The sequence below is a fragment of the Streptomyces sp. bgisy159 genome (assembly GCF_965341775.1).
Taxonomy (GTDB): Bacteria; Actinomycetota; Actinomycetes; order Streptomycetales; family Streptomycetaceae; genus Streptomyces.
This window is the reverse complement of record NZ_CBDQZH010000048.1, coordinates 1-22,664: the sequence shown is the minus strand read 5'-3', so window position 1 is coordinate 22,664 and position 22,664 is coordinate 1. Positions and strand designations below refer to the sequence as shown.

Below are 22,664 nucleotides of genomic sequence, written 5' to 3'. Positions count from 1 at the left end.
CTCACTTGCTTCACGTCTGCGGGGTGACGCCCTGCTGCTGTTCCCGATCAGTTCCCTTGCCGTAGCCGGCGTTCAGATCTGTCTCCAGCGACTGGGCGAAGTTGCTCTCATCGGCGGTGATATTATGCTCCGCCAGGAAATGCTTCAAAGGATATCCGGCGTTGAACTCGCCAACCTGGAAAATCTTGGCCCGCTGTTTCTGGATGTCGTCGCCGCTGTCCTTTTGGTCGGACTGGGCCCAGTCCCCGATGCCGTCACCGACGAGCTTACCGATGAGTGCCGTGCCCTGGTCTGTAGCGAGTGGAATGAGTGTTCCTGCCACGCCTGCTGCGGCCACCGGAGGCAGGAACGCAGCACCAGCGGCGATGCCCACGCCAGCTCCGAATTGCACCCAGCCTGAACGCTCTTCAAGTGCCTTGTTATACTCCTCGTCGCGCTTTAGGCCTTCTGCCTTAACCTGGTCCGCCCGTGCCTGATCAAGCATTCCTTGAACCTCGGCACCGGTACGCAGCGCCTCTCGCACACGAGGTTCGTGAATATTACCGTTGGTATCGACCTGTGCCTCCATCGCGCTGGTCGTGTAGAGCCTCTCGGCGTATGCAACCTCGGTGTAGGCGTCTGGGTGCTGGCCAAGGGAACTCAGGAACTTCCGGGCGCCATCCATGCCGATCTCGACATGACCGTGCTCTCCCGCCCTCGGGGCGAACATACTGTCAGGCGCGTTCTCATTGAGCGCCCAGTTGATGTCGTCCACGTAGCCCGCCGCCATGCGCCCGAGGCTGCCGGACAAGGCTTCCTGTTTTTTCAACAATGCAGGGTCGCTATACGTCTCCACCACCTTCTCCATGACCTTTGCGGTGTCGTCGTTGCGAGAGAGCTGAGGCGACGGGTCGTCGTAGGCATGGCCAGTGGCGGCCGATTCCAGGGCATGCCCGAGACTTTCGTACCCATAGTTGCTGTCGGTACCTCCATCGTGAATGTCCTCAGGCCACTGGCGGTCCTTCGTGAAATACTTGAAGGCATCGACCGTCTTGTTGTCGTTGTGATTCTCTGGCGTCAGGTCGATTTTACTGTTGAAAAAATCGGTCGAAGCTCGCGCGTTGTGACCGAGTGCCTCCATGAAGCCCGACATCGGGTCCTTGCCAAGACCTTTGCCGTCCCAGCTCAGGTGTGGCGGGGCGCCCATGCCGACTGCCCATGCCTGATTGGGTTTGATGGCTCCGTCGCGAGTCAGCTTGTTCTCGCCCACAACCACGGCATCGCCGTAGTCGTGGAGGAACTTCGTGTCGTAATTTCCGTATCGCATGAGGCTGCTCATGACCTGGAAACCATAGGCTGAAGTTCCGTGACTCTGAATCACAGTGGTGCCGGACTTGATGACATCGGCCTTCCATTGCTCCATGGCGGGGCTGGTGGAATGTGTGGCGGTGGCCAACGTCATGCTCCAGTTCTTCTGAAGCTCCTTCATGCGCTCTGGATTGTCGATGGCCAGGCGTGATCCATCACTGGGATCGCCGAGGTCCATCCAGTAGTCGAAGTTCCCCTTGACTCCCACTTCCAAAGCAAAACGTTCGGCGAAATACGGGTCGCCGTCATTGTCCTGAAGGTACTTGTTCAGGCGATCGATCTCCTGAACAGTGGCATCATCCCCCTTCGCCACGATCTGCGCCGCTGCCTTGGCGTCCTCGGCGTCCTGGGCTCTTCCGGCCTGCTCGAGAGAGCCGTACTCGGTGCCGGAGAAGTTGTTCTTGTCGGTGCCGACGAGCGTACCCAGTGCACGGGCGGCTATGTCGTCCGCGTCATTAGCCCTGTCCAGACAAGCCAAAATATCAGCACGGACCTTCTCGAAATCGGCTGCCTGGGGCTCCGGGCCGTCGTAGTCCTTGCTCCGGCGATCGGGGTGCACCAGATAGCTGACTGCTCCGTTCGAGTCAATCCTGATTCCCTTGCCGGGTGCATCTTCGACTACCTTAGTAAGGGCCGCTTTCGCAAATTTGAACTCGGCCAGTGCATCCCGCAAAATGTTTCGGATACTCGTCGCCTCTTTGACGGCGTCTGTGAACTCCTTGGCGGTCTTCTTCACGAATGGAAGTGTCACCCCGGCGTTCTCACCCGCCCAGTCGGCTTTCTCGGCCTTCTTGAGCATGCCGTCCTGCGCGCTCGTCTCGAGCGTCGTCAGTTTCGTGATGGTCTCGGTCCAGTCATCGACGGAATTCTGGAGGCTGCCCAGGCGTGCGTGGTACAGCTGATCAAAGGTCACCATGGTCATTGCCTCACTTGAAGTGCTGCGTGAGCTGCTTGAGGGTGTGGTTGGTGGCAAGAAGCTCTTCGTGCTTGGTGTGCGTGACGACCGTGTCCTCGAGGTGGTTGTGGATGTGCGCGCAGGCGCTGAGCAGTGCCTCTGCCTGAGAGCGCCAGGTGTCCCAGGCCGTCCACAGGGCCGAACCCGTGGCGAAGCCGTCCTCGTTGAGCTGGTTGGCCGCGGTGTCGGTCTGGGCACCGGCGTGGAAGGCGTCCGTCTCGAGGTGGTGGAAGAGCTCTTGGGCGTCATTCCCGACGGCCTTGAGCTCGGAAGACGTCACGGCGTAGTCCTGGCCGGCGACTCCCCCGCCTCCGTCGGCGGGCAACTGATTGAGCCGCATGCTGCTGTGCTGACGAGCCGCGGCACTACTCCGGGCTTGGCCCCACATCTCGTCGAACGACACATTGGTCCCTTCTCGCCGTCATCGGACGACTGATCTGATCGATGTGCTCACCGGTTCAGGCGTGCCGGCCCGGACCAGGAGTCCCCTCGGAGGATGTGCCAGTGACATCGCCCTGGGGCGGACCGAAGGGCGGAGACTGCTGCGGGGAGCCCTGGGGCGCGTACATGGGTGGGTACGGTGCACCTGTCGGCTGCTGTGTGGCGCGTCGGCGCCTGGTACGGACGGCGAAGATGGCCGAAGCGGCCCCGAGGAGCACAACCGCCGCGATACCGAGTGAAGTCCACAGCGGCACAGGGGTGTCGTCCGCTGCTGAAGCGGGCGCCCGCGTCGCTGCCTTCCGATCAGCCTCGCCGTCGTCACCCGCAGGCGATGACGCCTTGGCGGACGGAGAGGAAGAGGACGCCGCGGCCAGATCCGGCAGGGGGTACTCATCCGCCGGACCGGGATCGCCCGGGTTCTGCAAGGCGACTCGAGGCCGGACGATGCCGTAGCCGAAGTCATCGTTGCGCGTCCTGCTCTGCTCGTTCCCCTTCATGGTGTTGAGCAGCACGCGGAGGACCTGGTTGTTCGTCCAGGTCGGGTGCTTGGACCAGACCAGGGCCGCGGATGCCGAGGCGATGGCCGTGGCGTCACTGGTACCACTGGACTTGCACACTCCGGTCCCACCGGGACACGCGTGATACATGTCTTCACCGGGCGCGGTGACGTCGATCTCGGGGCCATGCTCCGAGAAGGCGCTTCGCCTCACCTTCTCGTTGATCGAGCCCACCGCGACCACCCCGGGCACCGACGCGGGATAGCCCGGCCGGTTCGCTCTGTCGCCTTCGTTCCCGGCAGCCGCGAAGATCAGCTTTCCCTTGCCGAGGGCGTATCTGACGGCGGAGGCGAGGGCCGGGGTGTCGGCCTCCTCCTTGAAGGTGCCTCCGGAGATGTTGATGATCTGGGCCTCGGAGTCCGCTGCGAAACGGATCGCGGAACTCATCTCCGCCGCATAGGCCGCCGTCGACTGCGAGTTGCCGAACAGGTTGCCGCTGGGCTCCAGCCGGATGGGAAGGATCTTGGCCCCCGGCGCAAGGCCGTACGAGCCGTTGAGGGATCCTCGCTTCCCTGTGGCGGCGATGAGCGCGGCGATCCCGGTGCCGTGTCCGTCAGGGTCGGTGTGCTCATCGCCGCTCAGGTCGGAGTAGTCCTTGCCCGCCAGCACCTGGCCTTCGAGGTCGGCGAGGGAGTCATCCACTCCGGTATCGATGACCGCGACCGTGATCCCGCGCCCGGTGCTTACCTTCCACATCTCCTCGGCGTGCATGGCATCGAGGTGCCACTGACGCGAGCGAACCGACTCGGCGTGGGCAGCAGGAGCGGACAAGCCCACCAGCAGAAGGCCGAGAGCGGTCGACATCGCCGAGATGTGCCTGAAGGTTCGCAGGCTGCTGGTACGCATATGCCTTCCAGGAGGGACGGGCGCCGGGTTCAGCCGACGACTGGCGGGACGTTACGCCGGTTGTTGGGCGTCCAGGTCTCTTCCTCTTCGGTGAGGTAGTCCGGGCGCCGGGTGTCTCGCTCGTCCCGTCGGGCGGTGGACGAGCGGGCGGGGTGGGTTCCGGTGGGTCGACCAGTTGTCGCGCCATGCGTGGCATCGGCGGCACCGGCCGGTCGTACCAGGCCTGACCCGCCTTGGGTGAAAGGACGTGGCAAGCGTCCCGGCTGGGCTGGGCGGCCGCCCACGACACGACCGGTCTCCGAGGCGAGACGGCGGCCACCGGTCACTCCGCTCTGTCCTGCACCCGCGCTGCCCGGCGTGCCTGGGGCGAAGCCGCGTCCCATGGGTGCGCGGCCGGGCGACCCGCTGTCACCGATGACGGTCCCGCGGGGAATGCTGCCCGGCCGACCGGAAGTCGGAGAGATCGGGCGGCCCCCCATGATGCCGGTCTCGCGCGACATCCGGGCCGTGCCTCCGCTCGTAGTGCTCTGCCCCAGGCCGGCAGGAGGACGCGGGGTGGAGGGAGCACGCGGAGGGACGCCCGTGACCTGTCCGGTGTAGGCGGGCGGGACGACACCTGGCTGAAGCGTGGACGCGTCGGGACGAGGGACACCGGGCTGCGGGCCCGGGAGCGCAGTGGTGACCGGGCGCGATACGTCCGGCAGGATCCCCGTGCTGTTGATTTCCACGGCCGCGGGCCGGGACCGATCGATGTGTTCGCTCCCCGCAACGGGTGTCACGTGGCTGCCAGTTGCGGGGGAGACCGGTTGAACGGGGGCGGCATGTGTTCCACCGCTGCTACCACTGGCCGAATAGGACGAGCCGGCAGCAGCGCCCGAAGCGCCCGTGGCCCCGACGGCTACGTACTCGTTATCGCTGTGCCACTGCTTGCTGTCCATGTGCGCCGACGGTGGTGAGAACGTGGGCGGCGTCACGCTGTTCACCTGCTGTGCCGAGTATTCGTACGTCTGAGCCAGCTTGCGCATCTGCTGGACAGCCTCAGCCCGAGCGGCCTCGATTCGCTGTTGGGCCGCCGCAGCCTGGGACTCCGCCGTTTGCGCGAGCTTTCGCGCCTCGGGGTCGTTGCGCGCCCCGGGTTCCTTGGACGCGGAGATCGTCGAGTTGGCTGCCGCGAGGTCGGCCTGGGCCTGGGTGGTCTCCGAGCGGGCGGGCATGGCGGCCTTGGCTTCGGCGACCGCCTGCGACACGGTCTCCATCCACCGCCCCGCGGCTTCGGCGTACTGGCCGAGGCGCAGGGCCGAGCTGCTGGTCTGACCGCCCCACTCGCGGAAGGTGTCCCCGTCCTCACCCTGCCACTCGAGACCCTTGACGTGGGTCATGAGGTCGTCGCCGATGCTGGTGATGGTCGCGGCCGCCTTCGTTAGCTTGCCGGCGAGGTGCGAGGCGCCTTCCGAACTCGCGGACGCCAGAATCGCCACGAGCTGCTCATGGGTCATCGACTCGAAGTCGGTGCGAGCGAGCTTCGGCTCGGGCCGCTTGGCCGCGTCAGCCATTACAGCCCCTCCTCGCTGTTCTGGGCGGGCGTGGGTGCCGTCGACGTGCGCTGCGGTTGGGCGTACGGATCGCGGTCGACGACGTAGTACTTCTCCGCCTCGGCGTTGATCTGCTTCATCCGCGCTCGAAGGTCCGCGTCGAGGTTCTCGTAGCCCACTCGTGACGCGTGCACCGCCAGTCCCATGGCTTCGATCTGGGCGCCGAGGGCCTTGGAAAGGTTCTCCAACTCGTCGTGGACGATGGTGTACGAGTCGTAGAGGAACTGGGCTTCCTTGAAGTCGGACGAGCCCAATTCGACGCGCGGCAGACGGTCCTGACCCACCTTGCCGGGCGCCGCTTCCGACCTGTCGAGTTCGATGAGCAACTCGTCGACGCGCTTCTTGAAGCTCGTCAGTGAGCTGTGCTGGATGTTCAGCGCCATCTGCGGGTTCACGCCGGCCAGCGTGTCGAACGCCTTCCCCGTGTCCGGTACGCCGTCGCCCGCAACGTTGCCCCCGTTCGCAGTCACCTCGGTCGTCCTCCCGTTGTCCCCGTCGAAGCGGTCTCTTCACGACCAGATCCATCACCTTAGTGGCGTTGCGGAAGCAAGCCCACCTGGATAAGGGGCGTCCCTCGCTTGCGCGAGACGAAGACACCGCGGCCGGGCGGCATGGGACGGGCTCGGACGTTACCGAGGATGTCCCCCTCGGTCGGATCGCCGGACAGGACCACGCCCTGGGCGCCGAGCTCCTTCACTCGCTGCATGAACGACTCGTACATGGCACGGGAGGCCCCGGCGGCGCTGCGGGCGATGATGAACTTGACACCCACGTCACGCGCGAACGGCAGGTTCTCCACCAACTGCGACAGTGGGTTGCCGGAGTTGGTGGCGACCAGTTCGTAGTCGTCGACGATGACGAACAGTTGCGGGCCGCTCCACCAACTGCGATCGCGAAGCTGCTGCGGAGTGATGTCGGGTTTCGGGGCGCGCATCTCCATGAACTGTCGGATCGCGTCCATATGGACCTGCATGGCCGAGGCCATGGGCGCGTACTCCAGCAGGTGTTCCTCGGAGACGGCCTCCAGCATCGTGCGCCGGTAGTCGCCGACCACGATGCGGGCCTCGGCCGGGGTGTAGCGCTCCGCGATCTGTTTCGCGATCAGCCGCAACAGATTGGTCTTGCCGGACTCGCTCTCGCCGAAGACCAGGAAGAACGGGTCCGTGTCGAAGTCCACGAACACGGGTTCCAGGTTCGACTCGTCGATGCCGATCGCGATGCCGTGCTGCGGGAACTCGAAGCCCTTGGGCAACTGGTCGGCCGGCAGCTTCCGCGGGAGGAGCCGCACGGTCGGCGCCGCCGGGCCGTGCCAGTTGCCCTTCACGGCATCGACGAGCTGAGCCGTGGCGTCCGAGAGGTCATCGGCCGCCGAGGAGGCGTCGATACGCGGCAACGCCGTCATGAAGTGGAGCTTGTCGGGTACCTGACCGCGGCCGGGCACCCCCGCCGGGACGTTCGCGGCGACCTTGCGGTCGAATTCGGAATCCATGGCGTCACCGAGCCGCAGTTCCAGACGGCCGAGGATCTGGTCCTTGAGCGCCGCCCGCACCTCCATGTACCGCGACGCGGACAGCACGACATGGATGCCGTAGCCCAGACCACGGCCCGCGATGTCGTTGACGACTGAGTCCAAGCCCTCGTAGTCGGTGCGGAAGTTGCCCCAGCCGTCGATGACCAGGAACACATCTCCCCAGGCTTCCCCGGGCAACTCGCCCGCCGCGCGACGGCGGCGGTAGGTGGCGATGGAGTCGATTCCGTTGCTGCGGAAGAACTGCTCACGTCGGTTGAGGATGCCTGCGACCTCCGCGACCGTGCGCCGGACGCGTTCGGGATCCAGCCGCGACGCCACACCGCCCACATGGGGAAGGTCAGCGACGGCCGTGAGACCGCCGCCGCCGAAGTCCAGGCAGTAGAACTGCACTTCGTGTGGCGTATGGGTGAGGGCGAAGGACGCGACGAGGGTGCGCAGCAGTGTCGATTTGCCGGATTGCGGACCGCCCACCACCATCATGTGACCGGCTGCGGCCGAGAAGTCCTGGTACAGCAGTTCCCGTTTCTGTTCGAAGGGCTTGTCGACCAGCCCCAGTGGAACCGTCAGGCCACCGAGGCGTGTGTACTCCGAGGCCTGCACACCACGCTCCGCGGAGACCGACAGGGCCGGCAGCAACTGGTCCAATGCCGGCGCCTGATCCAGCGGAGGCAGCCACACCTGGTGGGCGGGCATGCCTTGGCCCTCCAGCCGCTGCACGATGACGTCCAGCACCGTATCCGCCAGTGCGTCGTCGTCCGGTCGCTGTCCGGACGTCTGGGCCTGCGCCGGGTCCGGCACCGCGTGGACCGCGGGTACCGGCGCCGCCGTGAACAAGGCGGGCCGGTACTCGATGGACATCCGGCTCTGACCGCTGTCCGGACCGCCCGCGCGATACGTTCCCGACACGTAGGCCGCCTTGAAGCGCACCATCTCGTCTGTGCCGAACTTCAGGTACCCCGAGCCGGGCACGGACGGCAGGTGATAGGCGTCCGGTACGCCCAGCGCCGCCCGGGACTCGGCGGCGGAGAACGTCCGCAGACCGATGCGGTACGACAGATAGGTGTCCAGGCCCCGCAGCCGCCCCTCTTCCAGACGCTGCGAGGCGAGCAGCAGATGGACTCCCAGGGAACGCCCGATGCGTCCGATCTGGATGAACATGTCGATGAAGTCGGGCTTGGCGGTGAGGAGTTCGCTGAACTCGTCGATCACGAGGACGAGCGAGGCAAGCGGCTCCAACGCGGCGCCGGCCGCCCGTGCCTTCTCGTAGTCGTGGATGTTGGCGTAGTTACCGGCCGAACGCAGCAGTTCCTGGCGGCGCTGCAGCTCCCCGCGGATCGCGTCACCCATGCGGTCGACCAGGGTGAGATCGTCCGACAGGTTGGTGATCACGGCGGCCACGTGCGGCATCTGTGACATGCCCGCGAAGGTGGCGCCACCCTTGAAGTCGGCGAGCACGAAGTTGAGCGTCTCCGAGGAGTGGGTGACCGCAAGGCCCAGGACCAGCGTCCGCAGGAGCTCCGACTTTCCGGACCCGGTCGCTCCCACACACAGGCCGTGCGGGCCCATACCGTCCTGCGCGGCCTCCTTCAGGTCCAGCATGACGGGCTGCCCGTCCTCACCGAGACCGATCGGCACCCGCAGCCGCTCCGGCGTGGAGCGGGGCCGCCACGTGCGCGTGACGTCCACCGACGCGGCGTCACCCAAGCCCAGCAGGTCGGTGAAGTCCAGGTTCGCCAGCAAGGGCTCGTCGTCGTCCCCACCGCCCGTGCGCAGCGGTGCCAGCTGCCGCGCGAGCGCCTCGGCGGCCGGCAGGGACATGGCGTCGGGCATCCCCTCGTAGACGAACCCGTCGCCGGAGTCGAGCCACAGCCGTTCCGGTCGTACGACGATCGACAGGTCTCCGCGCGGCTGGTCGAGCTCGCCGGAGACGACCTCGATGATCGTCACTCCTTGGAGCCCCTCCGCCGCGGCGAAGGCCGATGTGGGCGGCACCATGCCACCGTCGAGGACCACCAGGATGTGCGGCTGGTCCAGCAGGGGCTGGCCGTCACGACTGAAGCGCGGACGGCCGTCCAGCCGGGAGGCGAGCAGTTGCTCCAGTTCGCCGAGGTCGTCCCCGAACAGGCGTCGGGTGCCGCATCCGTCGAGCTGGCCCGGAATCTGGCAGTGCGGGAGCCACTTCGTCCAGTCCCAGCGGCTCACCCCGCCCGGGGCCGTCACGACGACCACCACCAGGTCGTCGGGGGAGTGCGAGGTGGTGGCTTGGGCGACCAGTGCGCGGGCCGTGGCATGAGCGCTCTCGGGCTCCCCGGAGACCGTCAGATGGTAGAAGGCGCGCAACGACACCGCCACCGGCAGGCCGTCCAACTGTCCGTGCACGGCCAGGAACCGCTGCATGGCCCCGGCGCACAGCGGCTCCAACTCGTCCACGGGGGCTGTGTGCGGGGCGATCAGGGGGGTGGCCAACTGCTGAGGGCCCAGACCGATGCGCACCTGGCCGAAGTCGGCGTCCGCCACTCGGCGCTCCCAGACCCGGCCGCCCTCTGCGACGACAGCCCACAACTGCTCCGGGGCCGGGTGCAGGTAGAACTGGGCGTCGCGCTGACGCAGAGCGGTCTTGCGTACGGTGCGGCGTGTCTGGGCGAGGTAGCGCAGGTAGTCCCGGCGTACGTCGGCCATTTGCCCTTGCGTACCCCGGCGGTAGCGGACGATCTGCGACACCACCATCGCGGCCGTCGACATGAGCATGACGACGCCCATGATCCGCATGAAGGGGTGCGCGTTCGGGGACGCGAAGTAGAACACCACCGACGAGCCCATGCCGAGTGTCGGCAGGACCTGCATCAGCATGCCTTCCTGCTGCCCGCGCGGCAGTTCGGGCGGAGCTTCCAGTTGCAGCTCTTCCGAGGGCACTTCGGGCGGCAGGGAACGCGGCGGGCGCTTGATGACGATCTGGCTCACCGGAGCCTCAATCCCCCTATACGGACGATCGGTTGCACACCGGCACCCCCGTGGTGACGGTCGTCCTCCGCTGTGAGGGAATCCTACTTGCCGCCTCCGACAGCGGATGTGGGTAGGGTTGCGCACCGCAGCGTGCGCATCCGCGAATCAGGGGGTCAGTGAAGGTGAGTACGACCGCGGCTACCGGATTCTGCCGAGTGACCGTCGTGGCGCCTGACGGCCGCGTCGACGTGGCACTCCCGGTGGACATCCCCGTGGCTGACGTCTATCCGGAGATTCTGCGGCTGACGGGACAGACTCAGGCCGCCGGGACCCCCACGGGATACCACCTGGTGCGCAGGGACGGCCGGGTTCTCGATGGCGCACGCACCCTCGCCGACGAACAGGTCCTCGACGGTGAGGTGCTCGGCCTGCGGCCGTTCGCCGAGTCACTGCCGCCCGCGGTCTACGACGACGTTTCGGACGCCGTCGCCTCGGCCGTCGTCCGCGACCGGCACCTGTGGAGCGACGAGCTTCTGCGCGTCGCGGGACTGATCGGCGGCGCCCTCCTCCTGCTGCTGACCGCCTTCGTCCTCTGGTTCGCTGATCCAGTCCGGCACGATATGCACGCTCTGCCCGGTGTCATCGCCGGAGGGCTCGGTCTGCTGCTGACCGCCTTCTCCGGGGTACGCGCGCGTGTCTACGCCGACCGTGCCTCTGCCGTCGCCCTGGGGCTCGGGGCGCTGCCACTGCTGATGATCGCCGGCTCAGGGATCGTCGCGCCGGGGGACGGTCAGGGCCCGGGCAAGCTGCAGTTCATGCTGGGCTGCGCGACCGTCCTGGTCGCCTCGGTCACCCTCGTGGCGCTCGCACCCGGTTCGGACGCTCCGTTCGTCGCCGCCACCCTGCTGGCCGCGGTCGGCTCCCTGGCCACCTTCATGGCCATCGTCGCCGGCGCCTCGGCGACCGCCACCGCCGCGGTCTGCGCTCCGTGCTCGATCGGCCTGGTCGCCTTTCTCCCCGGTATGTCCGCGCGCTTCGCGCGGCTGCCGATCGGCTACGCCTCCCCGCACTCGGCCGGCCAAGGCGATTTCGACCTGGACCCCGCGCAGGGTCCGGACGCGGAGCCGCTCGACGCCGAGCGTGTCGCGGCCCAGGCGCGGCGTGGCCACGAGATGCTGCTGGGCCTGGTCGGCGGCGCGTCGGCAGTCGTCGTGGCCTCCGCCGCTGTGCTCGGCTTCTCGGACAACCTGTGGGGCCGCTTCCTCGCTCTGGCGGCCGGGCTGTCCATGCTGATCCGCGCCCGGCTGTTCCGCTACACGTCGCAGGTCACCTGTGCCCTCGTCGCGGGCATCGCAGCCGTGGCGCTCCTGGTCGTCGGGCTCGCGTTGAACCCGCCGACCGAGGCCCTGACGGAGTTCGTCCTGCACGGCGACCGGGGTGCGCTGGACCTGCGGACGACCTGGCTGACGGCGGCGAGCGCGACCGGCGCCGCGGTGATCGTCGCGATCGGCCTGATCGTCCCGCGCAAGGGTCTGTCCCCCTTCTGGGGCCGTTTCCTCGACCTGGCGGAAGCCACCGTTCTCCTCACACTGGTGCCGCTCTGCCTCGCGGCTGTGGGCGTCCTCACCACCGTTCGCTCCCTGACGGGGTGAGTCCGGCCACGGACAGACGTATCCCTCCAGCCTGGTACCCTGTGTGACGGCCGTTCGTGTACGCACCCCCGGAGCCCCGAAGCACTGGAGGCCGCGCTCAGCGGATCCCCGCCTTCCGAGTCATGGAAGCTCCCCCGAGAAGCAGACCGGGGGCACTCGGTGGCCACACACAGACCATGAGGAGTACGCGTGTCGCTCGACGCCGCTACGAAGAAGCAGATCATGTCCGAGTTCGGTACCAAGGAGGGTGACACCGGCTCCCCCGAGGTCCAGGTCGCCCTCCTGTCGCGTCGGATCTCCGACCTGACCGAGCACCTCAAGACCCACAAGCACGACCACCACAGCCGTCGTGGCCTGCTGATCCTGGTCGGTCAGCGCCGTCGCCTGCTGCAGTACCTGGCGAAGAAGGACATCCAGCGCTTCCGTGCGCTGGTGGACCGCCTCGGCATCCGCCGCGGTGCGGCGGGCGCCAAGTAAGACGCCCTGGAGGGAGCGGTTCCCGGAACCATCGGGAGCCGCTCCCTTTGCTGTACGTACGGACCTGACGTGCTCCATGTACGGACCGAACGCACGGAAACATGCGGAGTGTCACTCACGCTTTGTAGTGTGGTAGCACAACGCACACGCAATACGGACGACACAGCACCACAAAGAAGAGGAGAAGCGCGCCTCGCCGCCGCCGGTCCTCGGTAGTGGCCCCCGGGGGGAAGGAAGCCCCGGGTGCTTCGATCGAAGACCGGCCCGCACCAGAAGGAGCGCTTCTCCGTGACCGTCCCCCTGCCACACGGGCAGCCGCGGGACAAAAGACGACACGCAGACAAGTAACGGAGAAAACGCTAGTGGAGAACGAGACCCACTACGCCGAGGCCGTCATCGACAACGGCGCCTTCGGTACCCGCACCATCCGCTTCGAGACGGGCCGCCTGGCCAAGCAGGCCGCCGGCTCCGCCGTGGCGTACCTGGACGACGACACCATGGTGCTGTCGGCCACCACCGCCTCCAAGCAGCCCAAGGACCAGCTCGACTTCTTCCCCCTGACGGTGGACGTCGAGGAGCGGATGTACGCCGCCGGCAAGATCCCCGGCAGCTTCTTCCGCCGCGAGGGCCGGCCGTCCGAGGACGCCATCCTCACCTGCCGCCTCATCGACCGCCCGCTGCGCCCGTCCTTCAAGAAGGGCCTGCGCAACGAGATCCAGGTCGTCGCCACGATCATGGCGCTCAACCCCGACCACCTGTACGACGTTGTGGCGATCAACGCCGCCTCCGCGTCCACGCAGCTGGCCGGTCTGCCCTTCTCCGGCCCGATCGGCGGCGTCCGCGTCGCGCTGATCCGCGGCCAGTGGGTGGCCTTCCCCACGCACACCGAGCTCGAGGACGCCGTCTTCGACATGGTCGTCGCGGGCCGCGCCCTGGAGGACGGCGACGTCGCGATCATGATGGTCGAGGCCGAGGCGACCGAGAAGACCATCAAGCTGGTCGAGGGCGGCGCCGAGGCGCCGACCGAGGAGGTCGTCGCCGCCGGTCTGGACGCCGCGAAGCCCTTCATCAAGGTCCTGTGCAAGGCGCAGGCCGACCTCGCCGCGAAGGCCGCCAAGCCGACCGCCGAGTTCCCGATCTTCCTGGACTACCAGGACGACGTGCTGGAGGCACTGACCGCCGCCGTCAAGCCCGAGCTCGCCCAGGCGCTCACCATCGCCGGCAAGCAGGAGCGCGAGGCCGAACTGGACCGCGTCAAGGCGCTCGCCGCCGAGAAGCTCCTGCCGGAGTTCGAGGGCCGCGAGAAGGAGATCTCCGCCGCGTACCGCTCGCTCACCAAGCAGCTGGTCCGCGAGCGCGTGATCAAGGAGAAGAAGCGCATCGACGGCCGCGGGCTGACGGACATCCGCACCCTCGCCGCCGAGGTCGAGGCCATCCCGCGGGTCCACGGCTCCGCCGTGTTCGAGCGTGGCGAGACCCAGATCCTGGGCGTCACCACCCTCAACATGCTCCGCATGGAGCAGCAGCTGGACACCCTCTCCCCGGTGACCCGCAAGCGCTACATGCACAACTACAACTTCCCGCCGTACTCCACCGGCGAGACCGGCCGTGTCGGCTCCCCGAAGCGCCGCGAGATCGGCCACGGCGCCCTCGCCGAGCGTGCCCTGGTACCGGTCCTGCCGACGCGCGAGGAGTTCCCGTACGCGATCCGCCAGGTCTCCGAGGCGCTCAGCTCCAACGGCTCCACGTCCATGGGCTCGGTCTGCGCCTCCACCATGTCGCTGCTGAACGCCGGTGTGCCGCTGAAGGCCCCGGTCGCCGGTATCGCCATGGGCCTGATCTCCCAGGAGATCGAGGGCGAGACGCACTACGTCACCCTCACCGACATCCTCGGTGCGGAGGACGCCTTCGGCGACATGGACTTCAAGGTCGCCGGCACCAAGGAGTTTGTGACCGCCCTCCAGCTCGACACCAAGCTGGACGGCATCCCGGCCTCCGTCCTGGCCGCCGCGCTCAAGCAGGCCCGCGACGCCCGTCTCCACATCCTCGACGTGATGATGGAGGCCATCGACCGGCCCGACGAGATGTCCCCGAACGCGCCGCGGATCATCACCGTGAAGATCCCGGTCGACAAGATCGGTGAGGTCATCGGCCCCAAGGGCAAGATGATCAACCAGATCCAGGAGGACACCGGCGCCGAGATCACCATCGAGGACGACGGCACCATCTACATCGGTGCCGCCGACGGCCCGGCCGCAGAGGCCGCCCGCGCCACGATCAACGGCATCGCCAACCCGACGATGCCCGAGGTCGGCGAGCGTTACCTGGGCACGGTCGTGAAGACGACCACCTTCGGCGCCTTCGTCTCCCTGCTCCCCGGCAAGGACGGTCTGCTGCACATCTCGCAGATCCGCAAGCTGGCCGGCGGCAAGCGCGTGGAGAACGTCGAGGACGTCCTCGGCGTGGGCCAGAAGGTCCAGGTCGAGATCGCCGAGATCGACTCCCGTGGCAAGCTCTCCCTCATCCCGGTGATCGAGGGCGAGGAAGCCGACACCGCCGACAAGAAGGACGACGCCGACAAGTGACGTCCCGTAGCTCCAAGGCGACGGCCCGCACCTCCTCCGAGGCGCGGGCCGTCGCCCGTACCCAAACCCTCATCCCGGGCTCCGCGGGCATCGGCACCGTCCGCAAGACCACCCTCCCGGGCGGTCTGCGCATCGTCACCGAGACCCTGCCCTCCGTGCGCTCCGCCACCTTCGGCATCTGGGCGCACGTCGGCTCCCGCGACGAGACCCCGTCCCTGAACGGCGCCACCCACTACCTGGAGCACCTGCTCTTCAAGGGCACCCGGAAGCGGAGCGCCCTGGACATCTCCTCCGCGATCGACGCGGTCGGCGGCGAGATGAACGCGTTCACGGCCAAGGAGTACACGTGCTACTACGCGCGTGTGCTCGACACCGACCTGCCGCTCGCCATCGACGTCGTCTGCGACATGCTGACCGGGTCCCTGATCCGCGAGGAGGACGTCGACGTCGAGCGCGGCGCGATTCTCGAAGAGATCGCGATGACCGAGGACGACCCCGGCGACTGCGTGCACGACCTCTTCGCGCACACGATGTTCGGCGACAACGCCCTGGGCCGCCCGGTCCTGGGGACCGTCGACACAGTCAACGCGCTCACCGCCGACCGCATCCGCCGCTTCTACAAGAAGCACTACGACCCCACCCACCTGGTCGTGGCGGCCGCCGGCAACATCGATCACGGCAAGGTCGTACGGCAGGTGCGCGCCGCCTTCGAGAAGGCGGGCGCCCTGACGAACACCGACGCCGTGCCCATCGCCCCGCGCCACGGCAGCCGCGCCCTGCGCACCGCGGGCCGGGTCGAGCTGATCGGCCGCAAGACCGAGCAGGCACACGTCGTCCTCGGCATGCCCGGCCTGTCCCGCACCGACGAGCGCCGCTGGGCACTGGGCGTGCTCAACACCGCCCTGGGCGGCGGCATGTCCTCCCGCCTGTTCCAGGAGGTCCGCGAGAAGCGCGGCCTGGCCTACAGCGTGTACTCGTACACCTCGGGCTTCGCCGACTGCGGCCTGTTCGGCGTCTACGCCGGCTGCCGCCCGAGCCAGGTCCACGATGTGCTGAAGATCTGCCGCGACGAACTCGACCAGGTCGCCCGGCAGGGGCTGTCCGACGACGAGATCGACCGCGCCATCGGTCAGCTCAAGGGCTCCACCGTGCTCGGTCTGGAGGACACGGGCGCCCTCATGAACCGCATCGGCAAGAGCGAGCTGTGCTGGGGCGAGCAGATGTCGGTGGACGACATGCTGGCCCGGATAGCGGCGGTCACCCCGGACGACGTCCGTTCGGTCGCCCGCGAGATCCTGGGCAGGCGTCCCTCGCTGTCCGTCATCGGACCGCTGAAGGACAAGCAGGCCGCGCGTCTGCACGACGCCGTGGCCTGACCCTCCAGGCCGCGTAAGTCCCTCTCGAAGGAAGCAGGAAGATGAGCAAGCTGCGCGTGGCGGTCCTCGGCGCCAAGGGCCGGATCGGCTCCGAGGCCGTACGGGCGGTCGAGGCCGCCGAGGACATGGAGCTGGTCGCCGCTCTCGGCCGCGGCGACACGCTGGAGACGCTGTCCGGATCCGGTGCGCAGGTGGCCGTGGAGCTGACCACGCCCGCCTCGGTGATGGACAACCTCGACTACTGCGTCCGCCACGGCATCCACGCCGTGGTCGGTACGACGGGCTGGACGGACGAGCGCCTCGCGCGGCTCAAGGGGTGGCTGGCCGAATCCCCGGAGACCGGCGTGCTCATCGCGCCCAACTTCTCCATCGGGGCCGTCCTCACGATGAAGTTCGCGCAGATCGCCGCGCCGTACTTCGAGTCGGTCGAGGTCGTGGAGCTGCACCACCCGAACAAGGTGGACGCCCCGTCGGGCACCGCCACCCGCACCGCGCAGCTCATCGCCGAGGCCCGCCGCGCCGCCGGGACCGCCCCCGCGCCCGACGCCACGGCCACGGCCCTGGACGGCGCGCGGGGCGCCAGCGTCGACGGCGTCCCGGTGCACGCGGTCCGGCTGCGGGGCCTGCTGGCCCACCAGGAGGTCCTGCTCGGCGGCGAGGGGGAGACGCTCACCATCCGGCACGACTCCCTCCACCACAGCAGCTTCATGCCGGGCATCCTGCTGGGCGCCCGCCGGGTGGTGACGACCCCGGGTCTCACCATCGGCCTGGAGCACTTCCTGGACCTGAGCTGATCCGGAGCCTCAGATGCGCGCGAAGATCTCCTACGTCATCACGGCCGCCGTCCTGGTGTTCTACTTCGTCCTGGTCGGCAGCCGCGGCGTCATGCTCATACAGGCCGGCACGATCATCACCGTCACGTTCGGCGTGGCGGTACTGGTCCTGCCGGTCATCGGCCTGTGGTTCCTGTGGAAGAACACGCAGTTCGTCCGCCGGGCCAACGCCCTCGCCGCCGAACTCGACGCCGAGGGCGGTCTGCCCACCGACGAACTCAAGCGGCTGCCCAGCGGCCGTATCGACCGCGACTCCGCCGACGAGGTCTTCGCCCGGCGCAAGGCCGAGACGGAGGCCTCCCCGGACGACTGGCGCACCTGGTTCCGCCTCGCCGTCGCCTACCACGACGCCCGCGACACCCCACGCGCCCGCAAAGCGATGCAGCGCGCGATTGCCCTGCACGACGGCAGAACCGTCGAAGCCTGACCGCCGCACCGCACCCCGGCCGCGCCGCGTCGGACTCGCCCCTGCCGCGATCCCGAGCCGCACGCCCGATCCCGAGCCGCACCCCGAAGGGGCCGTCCCGCCATCACTGCGGACCGGCCCCTTCACACCTCCCGGACCCCGTACTCCGACAGGACCCCACGCGTCGACAGGACCCACGCGTCGACAGGACCCCACGCGTCGACGAGACCACGTGAGCCGAGGTCGGCGTGAGCCGACGAGCACGCAAGCCGCTGACCAGTGCGACACCGCGACCGGCAGCGCCGAGCGACTCAGCCCCGCCTCTGCTCCGCGGCCCACGCCTCGACGGTGTCCGCCGCCCGGTCGAACGCCTCCGGCCGGGCCAGGAAGTCGGCGTTGTGCGTGGTCAGCAGCGGGGCCGTGTCCTTCGGAGCACGCCCCCGCCGAACGAGGGTCAACGCCTGTCCCTGCACGGTCCGCGGAAGCCCCAGCCAGCGCACCGGCTGCTGTACCGTCCGCACGTCGACGACCTGGTCCCACGGCACCGTCCGCGTCACGAGGAACGCCACGTGGCGCAGCCCGCGCGCGCTCACCCACACACCGACCCGCAGCAGCCGCAGCGCGCCGGCGATGACCGCCAGGGAGAGTACGAGGACCGTGCCGGCGTCGGCCACCGTGCCGGTCAACGCGATGACGACCGCCGCGAACAGCACGAACGAGGCGAGCAGTAGGCACACCGCGGCGGCCCCCACCCGCCACGGCCCCGGCCGGTAGGGGCGCCGCCAGCGGTCCTGGTCCTCGTAGGGCAGTGCGACGTCGTCCGTGGCCTCGGCGGTGCGATCGGCCGTCAGGAAGGGCAGGGGCACGGCTGGTCCTCACTCGATCATGCGTGGGCTGTGACCGGTGAGGCTATCCGTCCGGATGCCTGCTCACCACCATCGGGGCCGGATGGCGTCAACGTCCCTGGGTCGCCTGCGACTGCGGGGTCTCGGCGGAGTGGTCGAGCGTCAGCGCCGGCATGCCGAGGACCAGCGATCCCACCAGGGCGGCCACGATCGTGAGACCCAGCAGCCAGCGCCCGGCTATCCGGCCGGCGGACGCCCGCTCACGCGGTGGCGGCGTGACATTGCTCTGGAACATCTGTGGTGCAGCTCCCTTCGATCGAGGACAGAGCCGGACATTGCCACCTGTAAGACGAACGAACCGGCGCAAAGGTGCCCGCCCCAGCTGGGTAAAGTGGCGATCCCCAGCCGCGAGACGGGAAAGGCCCCCTGCACCGTGATCCCCGATGAAGACGACTTCCAGCTCGATTTCCGCAGCGATGTGACGGTGGAGCTGGTGAAGCACAGCGCGGCCGACTCGGACGTCCTGTTCGCCGCCCGTGTGTCCACGCTCGGGGAGCAGTCCCTGGACGAGCTGCAGAAGGACCCGGAGCGCTCGAAGGGGCTCATCAACTACCTGATGCGGGACCGGCACGGCAGCCCGTTCGAGCACAACTCCATGACCTTCTTCATCAGCGCGCCGATCTTCGTGTTCCGCGAGTTCATGCGGCACCGCGTGGGGTGGTCGTACAACGAGGAGTCGGGGCGTTACCGGGAGCTGCAGCCCGTCTTCTACGTCCCCGACACCTCCCGCAAGCTGGTCCAGGAGGGCCGGCCGGGCAAGTACCGGTTCGTCGAGGGCAGCCCCGAGCAGCACAAACTCGCTCGCGAGGCCATGGAGGACTCCTACCGCCGGGCCTACGGCACGTACCGCGAGATGCTGGCCGCCGGCGTCGCACGCGAGGTCGCCCGCTCGGTGCTCCCGGTGGGCTTGTTCTCCTCCATGTACGCCACCTGCAACGCCCGTTCCCTGATGCACTTCCTCGGCCTGCGCACCCAGCACGAGCTGGCCAAGGTGCCGTCCTTCCCGCAGCGGGAGATCGAGATGGTCGGCGAGAAGATGGAGGAGGAGTGGGCGCGTCTGATGCCCCTCACCTACGCCGCCTTCAACGCCAACGGCCGCGTGGCCCCGTAACGGCGTCCGGTCCACCGGGCGGCGGCACACATGTACGGGTCACCTGCCCGAAGTGTCCGTATTGCGGCATTTAGAGAAGTTCATCTAGCCTGATCAAACGGACCCGGCACTGCCTGAACCCCCGAGCAGGCAGTGCCGGGCTCCACCTTTGTCCCGACTTCTCCCGACCACCCGAGGGCAGACCGCGCGGTCAGCAACGAGTAGCGTGTAACCATGGCTCCGACCTCCACTCCGCAGACCCCCTTCGGGCGGGTCCTCACCGCCATGGTCACGCCTTTCACGGCGGACGGCGCACTCGACCTCGACGGCGCACAGCGGCTCGCCACCCATCTGGTGGACGCAGGCAACGACGGCCTGATCATCAACGGCACCACCGGCGAGTCGCCCACCACCACCGACGCGGAGAAAACGGACCTGGTACGAGCCGTACTGGAGGCGGTCGGCGACCGCGCCCACATCGTGGCGGGCGTCGGAACCAACGACACCCACCACAGTGTCGAGCTGGCCCGTGAGGCCGAGCGGGTCGGCGCCCACGGGCTGCTCGTCGTCACCCCGTACTACAACAAGCCCCCGCAAGAGGGGCTGTACCGCCACTTCACGACCGTCGCCGACGCCACCGGGCTGCCGGTGATGCTCTACGACATTCCCGGCCGCAGTGGCGTCCCCATCAACACCGAGACACTCGTCCGGCTCGCCGAGCACCCGCGCATCATCGCCAACAAGGACGCCAAGGGCGATCTCGGCCGCGCGAGCTGGGCCATCGTCCGGTCCGGTCTCGCCTGGTACTCCGGCGACGACATGCTCAACCTGCCGCTGCTCTCCGTGGGCGCGGTCGGCTTCGTCTCCGTCGTCGGCCACGTGGTCACGCCCGACCTGCGCGCGCTCGTCGACGCCTTCGTCTCGGGTGACGTCCAGAAGGCCACGGAGATCCACCAGAAGCTGCTCCCCGTCTACACGGGCATGTTCCGTACCCAGGGCGTCATGACGACCAAGGCCGCGCTCGCCCTCCAGGGACTGCCCGCCGGGCCGCTGCGCTCGCCCATGGTCGAGTGCACCGCGGAAGAGATCGGCCAGCTCAAGATCGATCTTGCCGCCGGCGGGGTACAGCTCTGACATCAGACTTCGCGCGCCCGGGCGCGCACCTGTACTTCACAACTGAATAGGCGGGCCACCGGTGCCCGCACCCCACAACGACAACTGCTTCTGCACGAACGTCACGCGCGCCACGTGCCCGATCGGTACGTGGCGCGCGTGGTGAGGAGAGTCTTTTGAGTCATCCGCATCCTGAACTGGGCTCGCCCCCGCCGCTCCCCGAGGGCGGCCTGCGGGTCACCCCGCTCGGCGGTCTCGGCGAGATCGGCCGGAACATGACCGTCTTCGAGTACGGCGGCCGCCTCCTGATCGTCGACTGCGGCGTGCTCTTCCCGGAGGAGGAGCAGCCCGGCATCGATCTGATCCTGCCGGACTTCTCGTCCATCAGGGACCGCCTCGACGACATCGAGGGGATCGTCCTCACCCACGGCCACGAGGACCACATCGGCGGGGTGCCGTACCTGCTCCGCGAGAAGGCGGACATCCCGCTGATCGGCTCCAAGCTGACCCTCGCCCTCATCGAGGCCAAGCTCCAGGAGCACCGCATCCGCCCGTACACGCTTGAGGTGGCCGAGGGGCGGCGCGAGCGCGTCGGCCCCTTCGACTGCGAGTTCGTCGCGGTCAACCACTCCATTCCCGACGCGCTGGCCGTTGCCATCCGCACCCCCGCCGGCATGGTCGTCCACACCGGTGACTTCAAGATGGACCAGCTGCCGCTGGACAACCGGCTGACCGACCTCCACGCCTTCGCGCGGCTGAGCGAGGAAGGCATCGACCTCCTCCTCTCCGACTCCACGAACGCCGAGGTCCCCGGCTTCACCCCGCACGAGCGGGACATCTCCAACGTCCTGCGGCAGGTCTTCGCCGGCGCCCGCAAGCGGGTCATCGTGGCGAGCTTCGCCAGCCATGTCCACCGCATCCAGCAGATCCTGGACGCGGCGCACGAGTACGGCCGCCGGGTGGCGTTCGTCGGCCGCTCGATGGTCCGCAACATGGGCATCGCGCGCGACCTCGGCTATCTGAAGGTGCCACCGGGCCTGGTCGTCGACGTCAGGACGCTGGACGACCTCCCGGACGACGAGGTCGTGCTGGTCTGCACCGGCTCGCAGGGCGAGCCCATGGCCGCGCTGTCCCGTATGGCGAACCGCGACCACCAGATCCGCATCGTCGACGGCGACACGGTGATCCTCGCGTCGTCGCTGATCCCGGGCAACGAGAACGCGGTCTACCGCGTGATCAACGGCCTGACGCGCTGGGGCGCGAACGTCGTCCACAAGGGCAATGCCAAGGTCCACGTATCGGGTCACGCCTCGGCCGGCGAGCTGCTGTACTTCTACAACATCTGCCGTCCGAGGAACCTGATGCCGGTCCACGGCGAATGGCGCCACCTGAGGGCCAACGCCGAACTCGGCGCGCTCACCGGCGTTCCGCACGACAGGATCGTCATCGCGGAGGACGGCGTCGCCGTCGACCTCGTCGAGGGCAAGGCGCGGATCTCCGGGAAGGTCCAGGCGGGATACGTCTACGTCGACGGCCTCTCCGTCGGCGACGTCGGCGAGCCGGCCCTGAAGGACCGCAAGATCCTCGGGGACGAGGGCATCATCTCCGTCTTCGTGGTGATGGACTCCTCGACGGGCAAGATCACCGGCGGCCCGCACGTCCAGGCCCGCGGGTCCGGCATCGAGGACTCCGCCTTCACGGACGTCATCCCGAAGATCACGGAGACGCTGGAGCGCTCGGCTCAGGACGGCGTGGTCGAGCCCCACCAGCTGCAACAGCTGGTCCGTCGGACGCTGGGCAAGTGGGTCTCCGACACCTATCGCCGCAGGCCGATGATCCTCCCGGTGGTGGTCGAAGTCTGACGCGTCTGGAGCGGGGCACCTCGATTTGCATCGGGGCGCCCCGCTCCAGTACGTTTACGGCTCCGCCCAGGGGGGAACCCGGTTGCTTCGTGCGCCGGGGGAGTCTCCGGAGGGCCGGAAAAACCGACTGAGAAGTTCTGATAAAGTCGGAAG

At 68.2% G+C, this 22,664-nt stretch carries 17 protein-coding genes; 9 read left to right on the top strand and 8 right to left on the bottom strand.

Annotated elements, in window-relative coordinates:
* Positions 1 to 10: 10 nt before the first annotated feature.
* The 6 genes from ACSLTV_RS31130 to eccCa all read right to left on the bottom strand — a co-directional run bounded on the left by ACSLTV_RS31130 (position 11) and on the right by eccCa (position 10,230).
* On the bottom strand, positions 11 to 2,269 hold the full coding sequence (locus ACSLTV_RS31130) for a hypothetical protein (protein ID WP_432155623.1): 2,259 nt from the start codon (positions 2,267 to 2,269) through the stop codon (positions 11 to 13).
* A gap of 4 nt (positions 2,270 to 2,273) precedes the next feature.
* Positions 2,274 to 2,582, bottom strand: coding sequence for a hypothetical protein (locus ACSLTV_RS31125; protein WP_432155624.1), 309 nt, complete (start codon positions 2,580 to 2,582; stop codon positions 2,274 to 2,276).
* A gap of 178 nt (positions 2,583 to 2,760) precedes the next feature.
* The gene (gene mycP / locus ACSLTV_RS31120; RefSeq protein ID WP_432155625.1) at positions 2,761 to 4,146 is read right to left on the bottom strand and encodes a type VII secretion-associated serine protease mycosin; all 1,386 of its coding nucleotides are present in this window, start codon (positions 4,144 to 4,146) and stop codon (positions 2,761 to 2,763) included.
* 29 nt (positions 4,147 to 4,175) lie between these two features.
* Complete coding sequence (locus tag ACSLTV_RS31115; protein ID WP_432155626.1) at positions 4,176 to 5,699, bottom strand: WXG100 family type VII secretion target; 1,524 nt, start codon at positions 5,697 to 5,699, stop codon at positions 4,176 to 4,178.
* Positions 5,699 to 6,208: a hypothetical protein gene (locus tag ACSLTV_RS31110; protein ID WP_432155627.1), complete on the bottom strand. Its 510-nt coding sequence runs from the start codon at positions 6,206 to 6,208 to the stop codon at positions 5,699 to 5,701. Before ACSLTV_RS31110 ends, ACSLTV_RS31115 begins: the two co-directional genes overlap by 1 nt.
* A 59-nt stretch (positions 6,209 to 6,267) precedes the next feature.
* On the bottom strand, positions 6,268 to 10,230 hold the full coding sequence (eccCa, locus tag ACSLTV_RS31105; RefSeq protein WP_435613320.1) for a type VII secretion protein EccCa: 3,963 nt from the start codon (positions 10,228 to 10,230) through the stop codon (positions 6,268 to 6,270).
* 164 nt (positions 10,231 to 10,394) lie between these two features.
* Here eccCa and eccD point away from each other — a divergent pair, with 164 nt between their 5' ends.
* The 6 genes from eccD to ACSLTV_RS31075 all read left to right on the top strand — a co-directional run bounded on the left by eccD (position 10,395) and on the right by ACSLTV_RS31075 (position 17,562).
* On the top strand, positions 10,395 to 11,864 hold the full coding sequence (gene eccD, locus ACSLTV_RS31100) for a type VII secretion integral membrane protein EccD (RefSeq protein ID WP_432155629.1): 1,470 nt from the start codon (positions 10,395 to 10,397) through the stop codon (positions 11,862 to 11,864).
* A 189-nt stretch (positions 11,865 to 12,053) separates the two neighbouring features.
* On the top strand, positions 12,054 to 12,341 hold the full coding sequence (gene rpsO, locus ACSLTV_RS31095; RefSeq protein WP_010042739.1) for a 30S ribosomal protein S15: 288 nt from the start codon (positions 12,054 to 12,056) through the stop codon (positions 12,339 to 12,341).
* A 362-nt stretch (positions 12,342 to 12,703) separates the two neighbouring features.
* Positions 12,704 to 14,926, top strand: coding sequence for a polyribonucleotide nucleotidyltransferase (locus ACSLTV_RS31090; RefSeq protein WP_432139382.1), 2,223 nt, complete (start codon positions 12,704 to 12,706; stop codon positions 14,924 to 14,926).
* Positions 14,923 to 16,302: a M16 family metallopeptidase gene (locus ACSLTV_RS31085; RefSeq protein WP_432139383.1), complete on the top strand. Its 1,380-nt coding sequence runs from the start codon at positions 14,923 to 14,925 to the stop codon at positions 16,300 to 16,302. Before ACSLTV_RS31090 ends, ACSLTV_RS31085 begins: the two co-directional genes overlap by 4 nt.
* A 41-nt stretch (positions 16,303 to 16,343) precedes the next feature.
* Entirely contained in the window at positions 16,344 to 17,096 is a 753-nt protein-coding gene (gene dapB, locus ACSLTV_RS31080) for a 4-hydroxy-tetrahydrodipicolinate reductase (protein ID WP_435613319.1), read from the top strand.
* A 13-nt stretch (positions 17,097 to 17,109) separates the two neighbouring features.
* A complete protein-coding gene (locus ACSLTV_RS31075) occupies positions 17,110 to 17,562 on the top strand; it encodes a hypothetical protein (protein ID WP_432139385.1) in 453 nt (150 codons plus the stop codon).
* A gap of 290 nt (positions 17,563 to 17,852) precedes the next feature.
* On the opposite strand, the gene ACSLTV_RS31070 is transcribed toward ACSLTV_RS31075, so the two are convergent.
* Positions 17,853 to 18,407, bottom strand: a complete 555-nt coding sequence (locus ACSLTV_RS31070; protein ID WP_432139386.1) for a hypothetical protein — start codon at positions 18,405 to 18,407, stop codon at positions 17,853 to 17,855.
* 88 nt (positions 18,408 to 18,495) lie between these two features.
* Positions 18,496 to 18,681: a hypothetical protein gene (locus ACSLTV_RS31065; RefSeq protein WP_432139387.1), complete on the bottom strand. Its 186-nt coding sequence runs from the start codon at positions 18,679 to 18,681 to the stop codon at positions 18,496 to 18,498.
* A gap of 138 nt (positions 18,682 to 18,819) precedes the next feature.
* Here ACSLTV_RS31065 and thyX point away from each other — a divergent pair, with 138 nt between their 5' ends.
* The 3 genes from thyX (at position 18,820) to ACSLTV_RS31050 (ending at position 22,511) form a co-directional block, all read left to right on the top strand.
* Positions 18,820 to 19,557 (top strand): FAD-dependent thymidylate synthase, encoded by a 738-nt coding sequence (gene thyX, locus ACSLTV_RS31060; RefSeq protein WP_432155630.1) that lies wholly within the window; start codon positions 18,820 to 18,822, stop codon positions 19,555 to 19,557.
* Positions 19,558 to 19,770: 213 nt separating this feature from the next.
* Entirely contained in the window at positions 19,771 to 20,670 is a 900-nt protein-coding gene (gene dapA, locus ACSLTV_RS31055) for a 4-hydroxy-tetrahydrodipicolinate synthase (protein ID WP_432139389.1), read from the top strand.
* A gap of 155 nt (positions 20,671 to 20,825) precedes the next feature.
* Entirely contained in the window at positions 20,826 to 22,511 is a 1,686-nt protein-coding gene (locus ACSLTV_RS31050) for a ribonuclease J (protein ID WP_432139390.1), read from the top strand.
* The last annotated feature ends 153 nt before the right edge of the window (positions 22,512 to 22,664 follow it).

Excerpts from the sequence above, each read along its gene's own strand:
- ACSLTV_RS31130 (WP_432155623.1), bottom strand. The coding sequence starts at position 2,269 with ATGACCATGGTGACCTTTGATCAGCTGTACCACGCACGCCTGGGCAGC.
- mycP (WP_432155625.1), bottom strand. The coding sequence starts at position 4,146 with ATGCGTACCAGCAGCCTGCGAACCTTCAGGCACATCTCGGCGATGTCG.
- ACSLTV_RS31115 (WP_432155626.1), bottom strand. The coding sequence starts at position 5,699 with ATGGCTGACGCGGCCAAGCGGCCCGAGCCGAAGCTCGCTCGCACCGAC.
- dapB (WP_435613319.1), top strand. The coding sequence starts at position 16,344 with ATGAGCAAGCTGCGCGTGGCGGTCCTCGGCGCCAAGGGCCGGATCGGC.
- ACSLTV_RS31075 (WP_432139385.1), top strand. The coding sequence starts at position 17,110 with ATGCGCGCGAAGATCTCCTACGTCATCACGGCCGCCGTCCTGGTGTTC.
- ACSLTV_RS31065 (WP_432139387.1), bottom strand. The coding sequence starts at position 18,681 with ATGTTCCAGAGCAATGTCACGCCGCCACCGCGTGAGCGGGCGTCCGCC.
- dapA (WP_432139389.1), top strand. The coding sequence starts at position 19,771 with ATGGCTCCGACCTCCACTCCGCAGACCCCCTTCGGGCGGGTCCTCACC.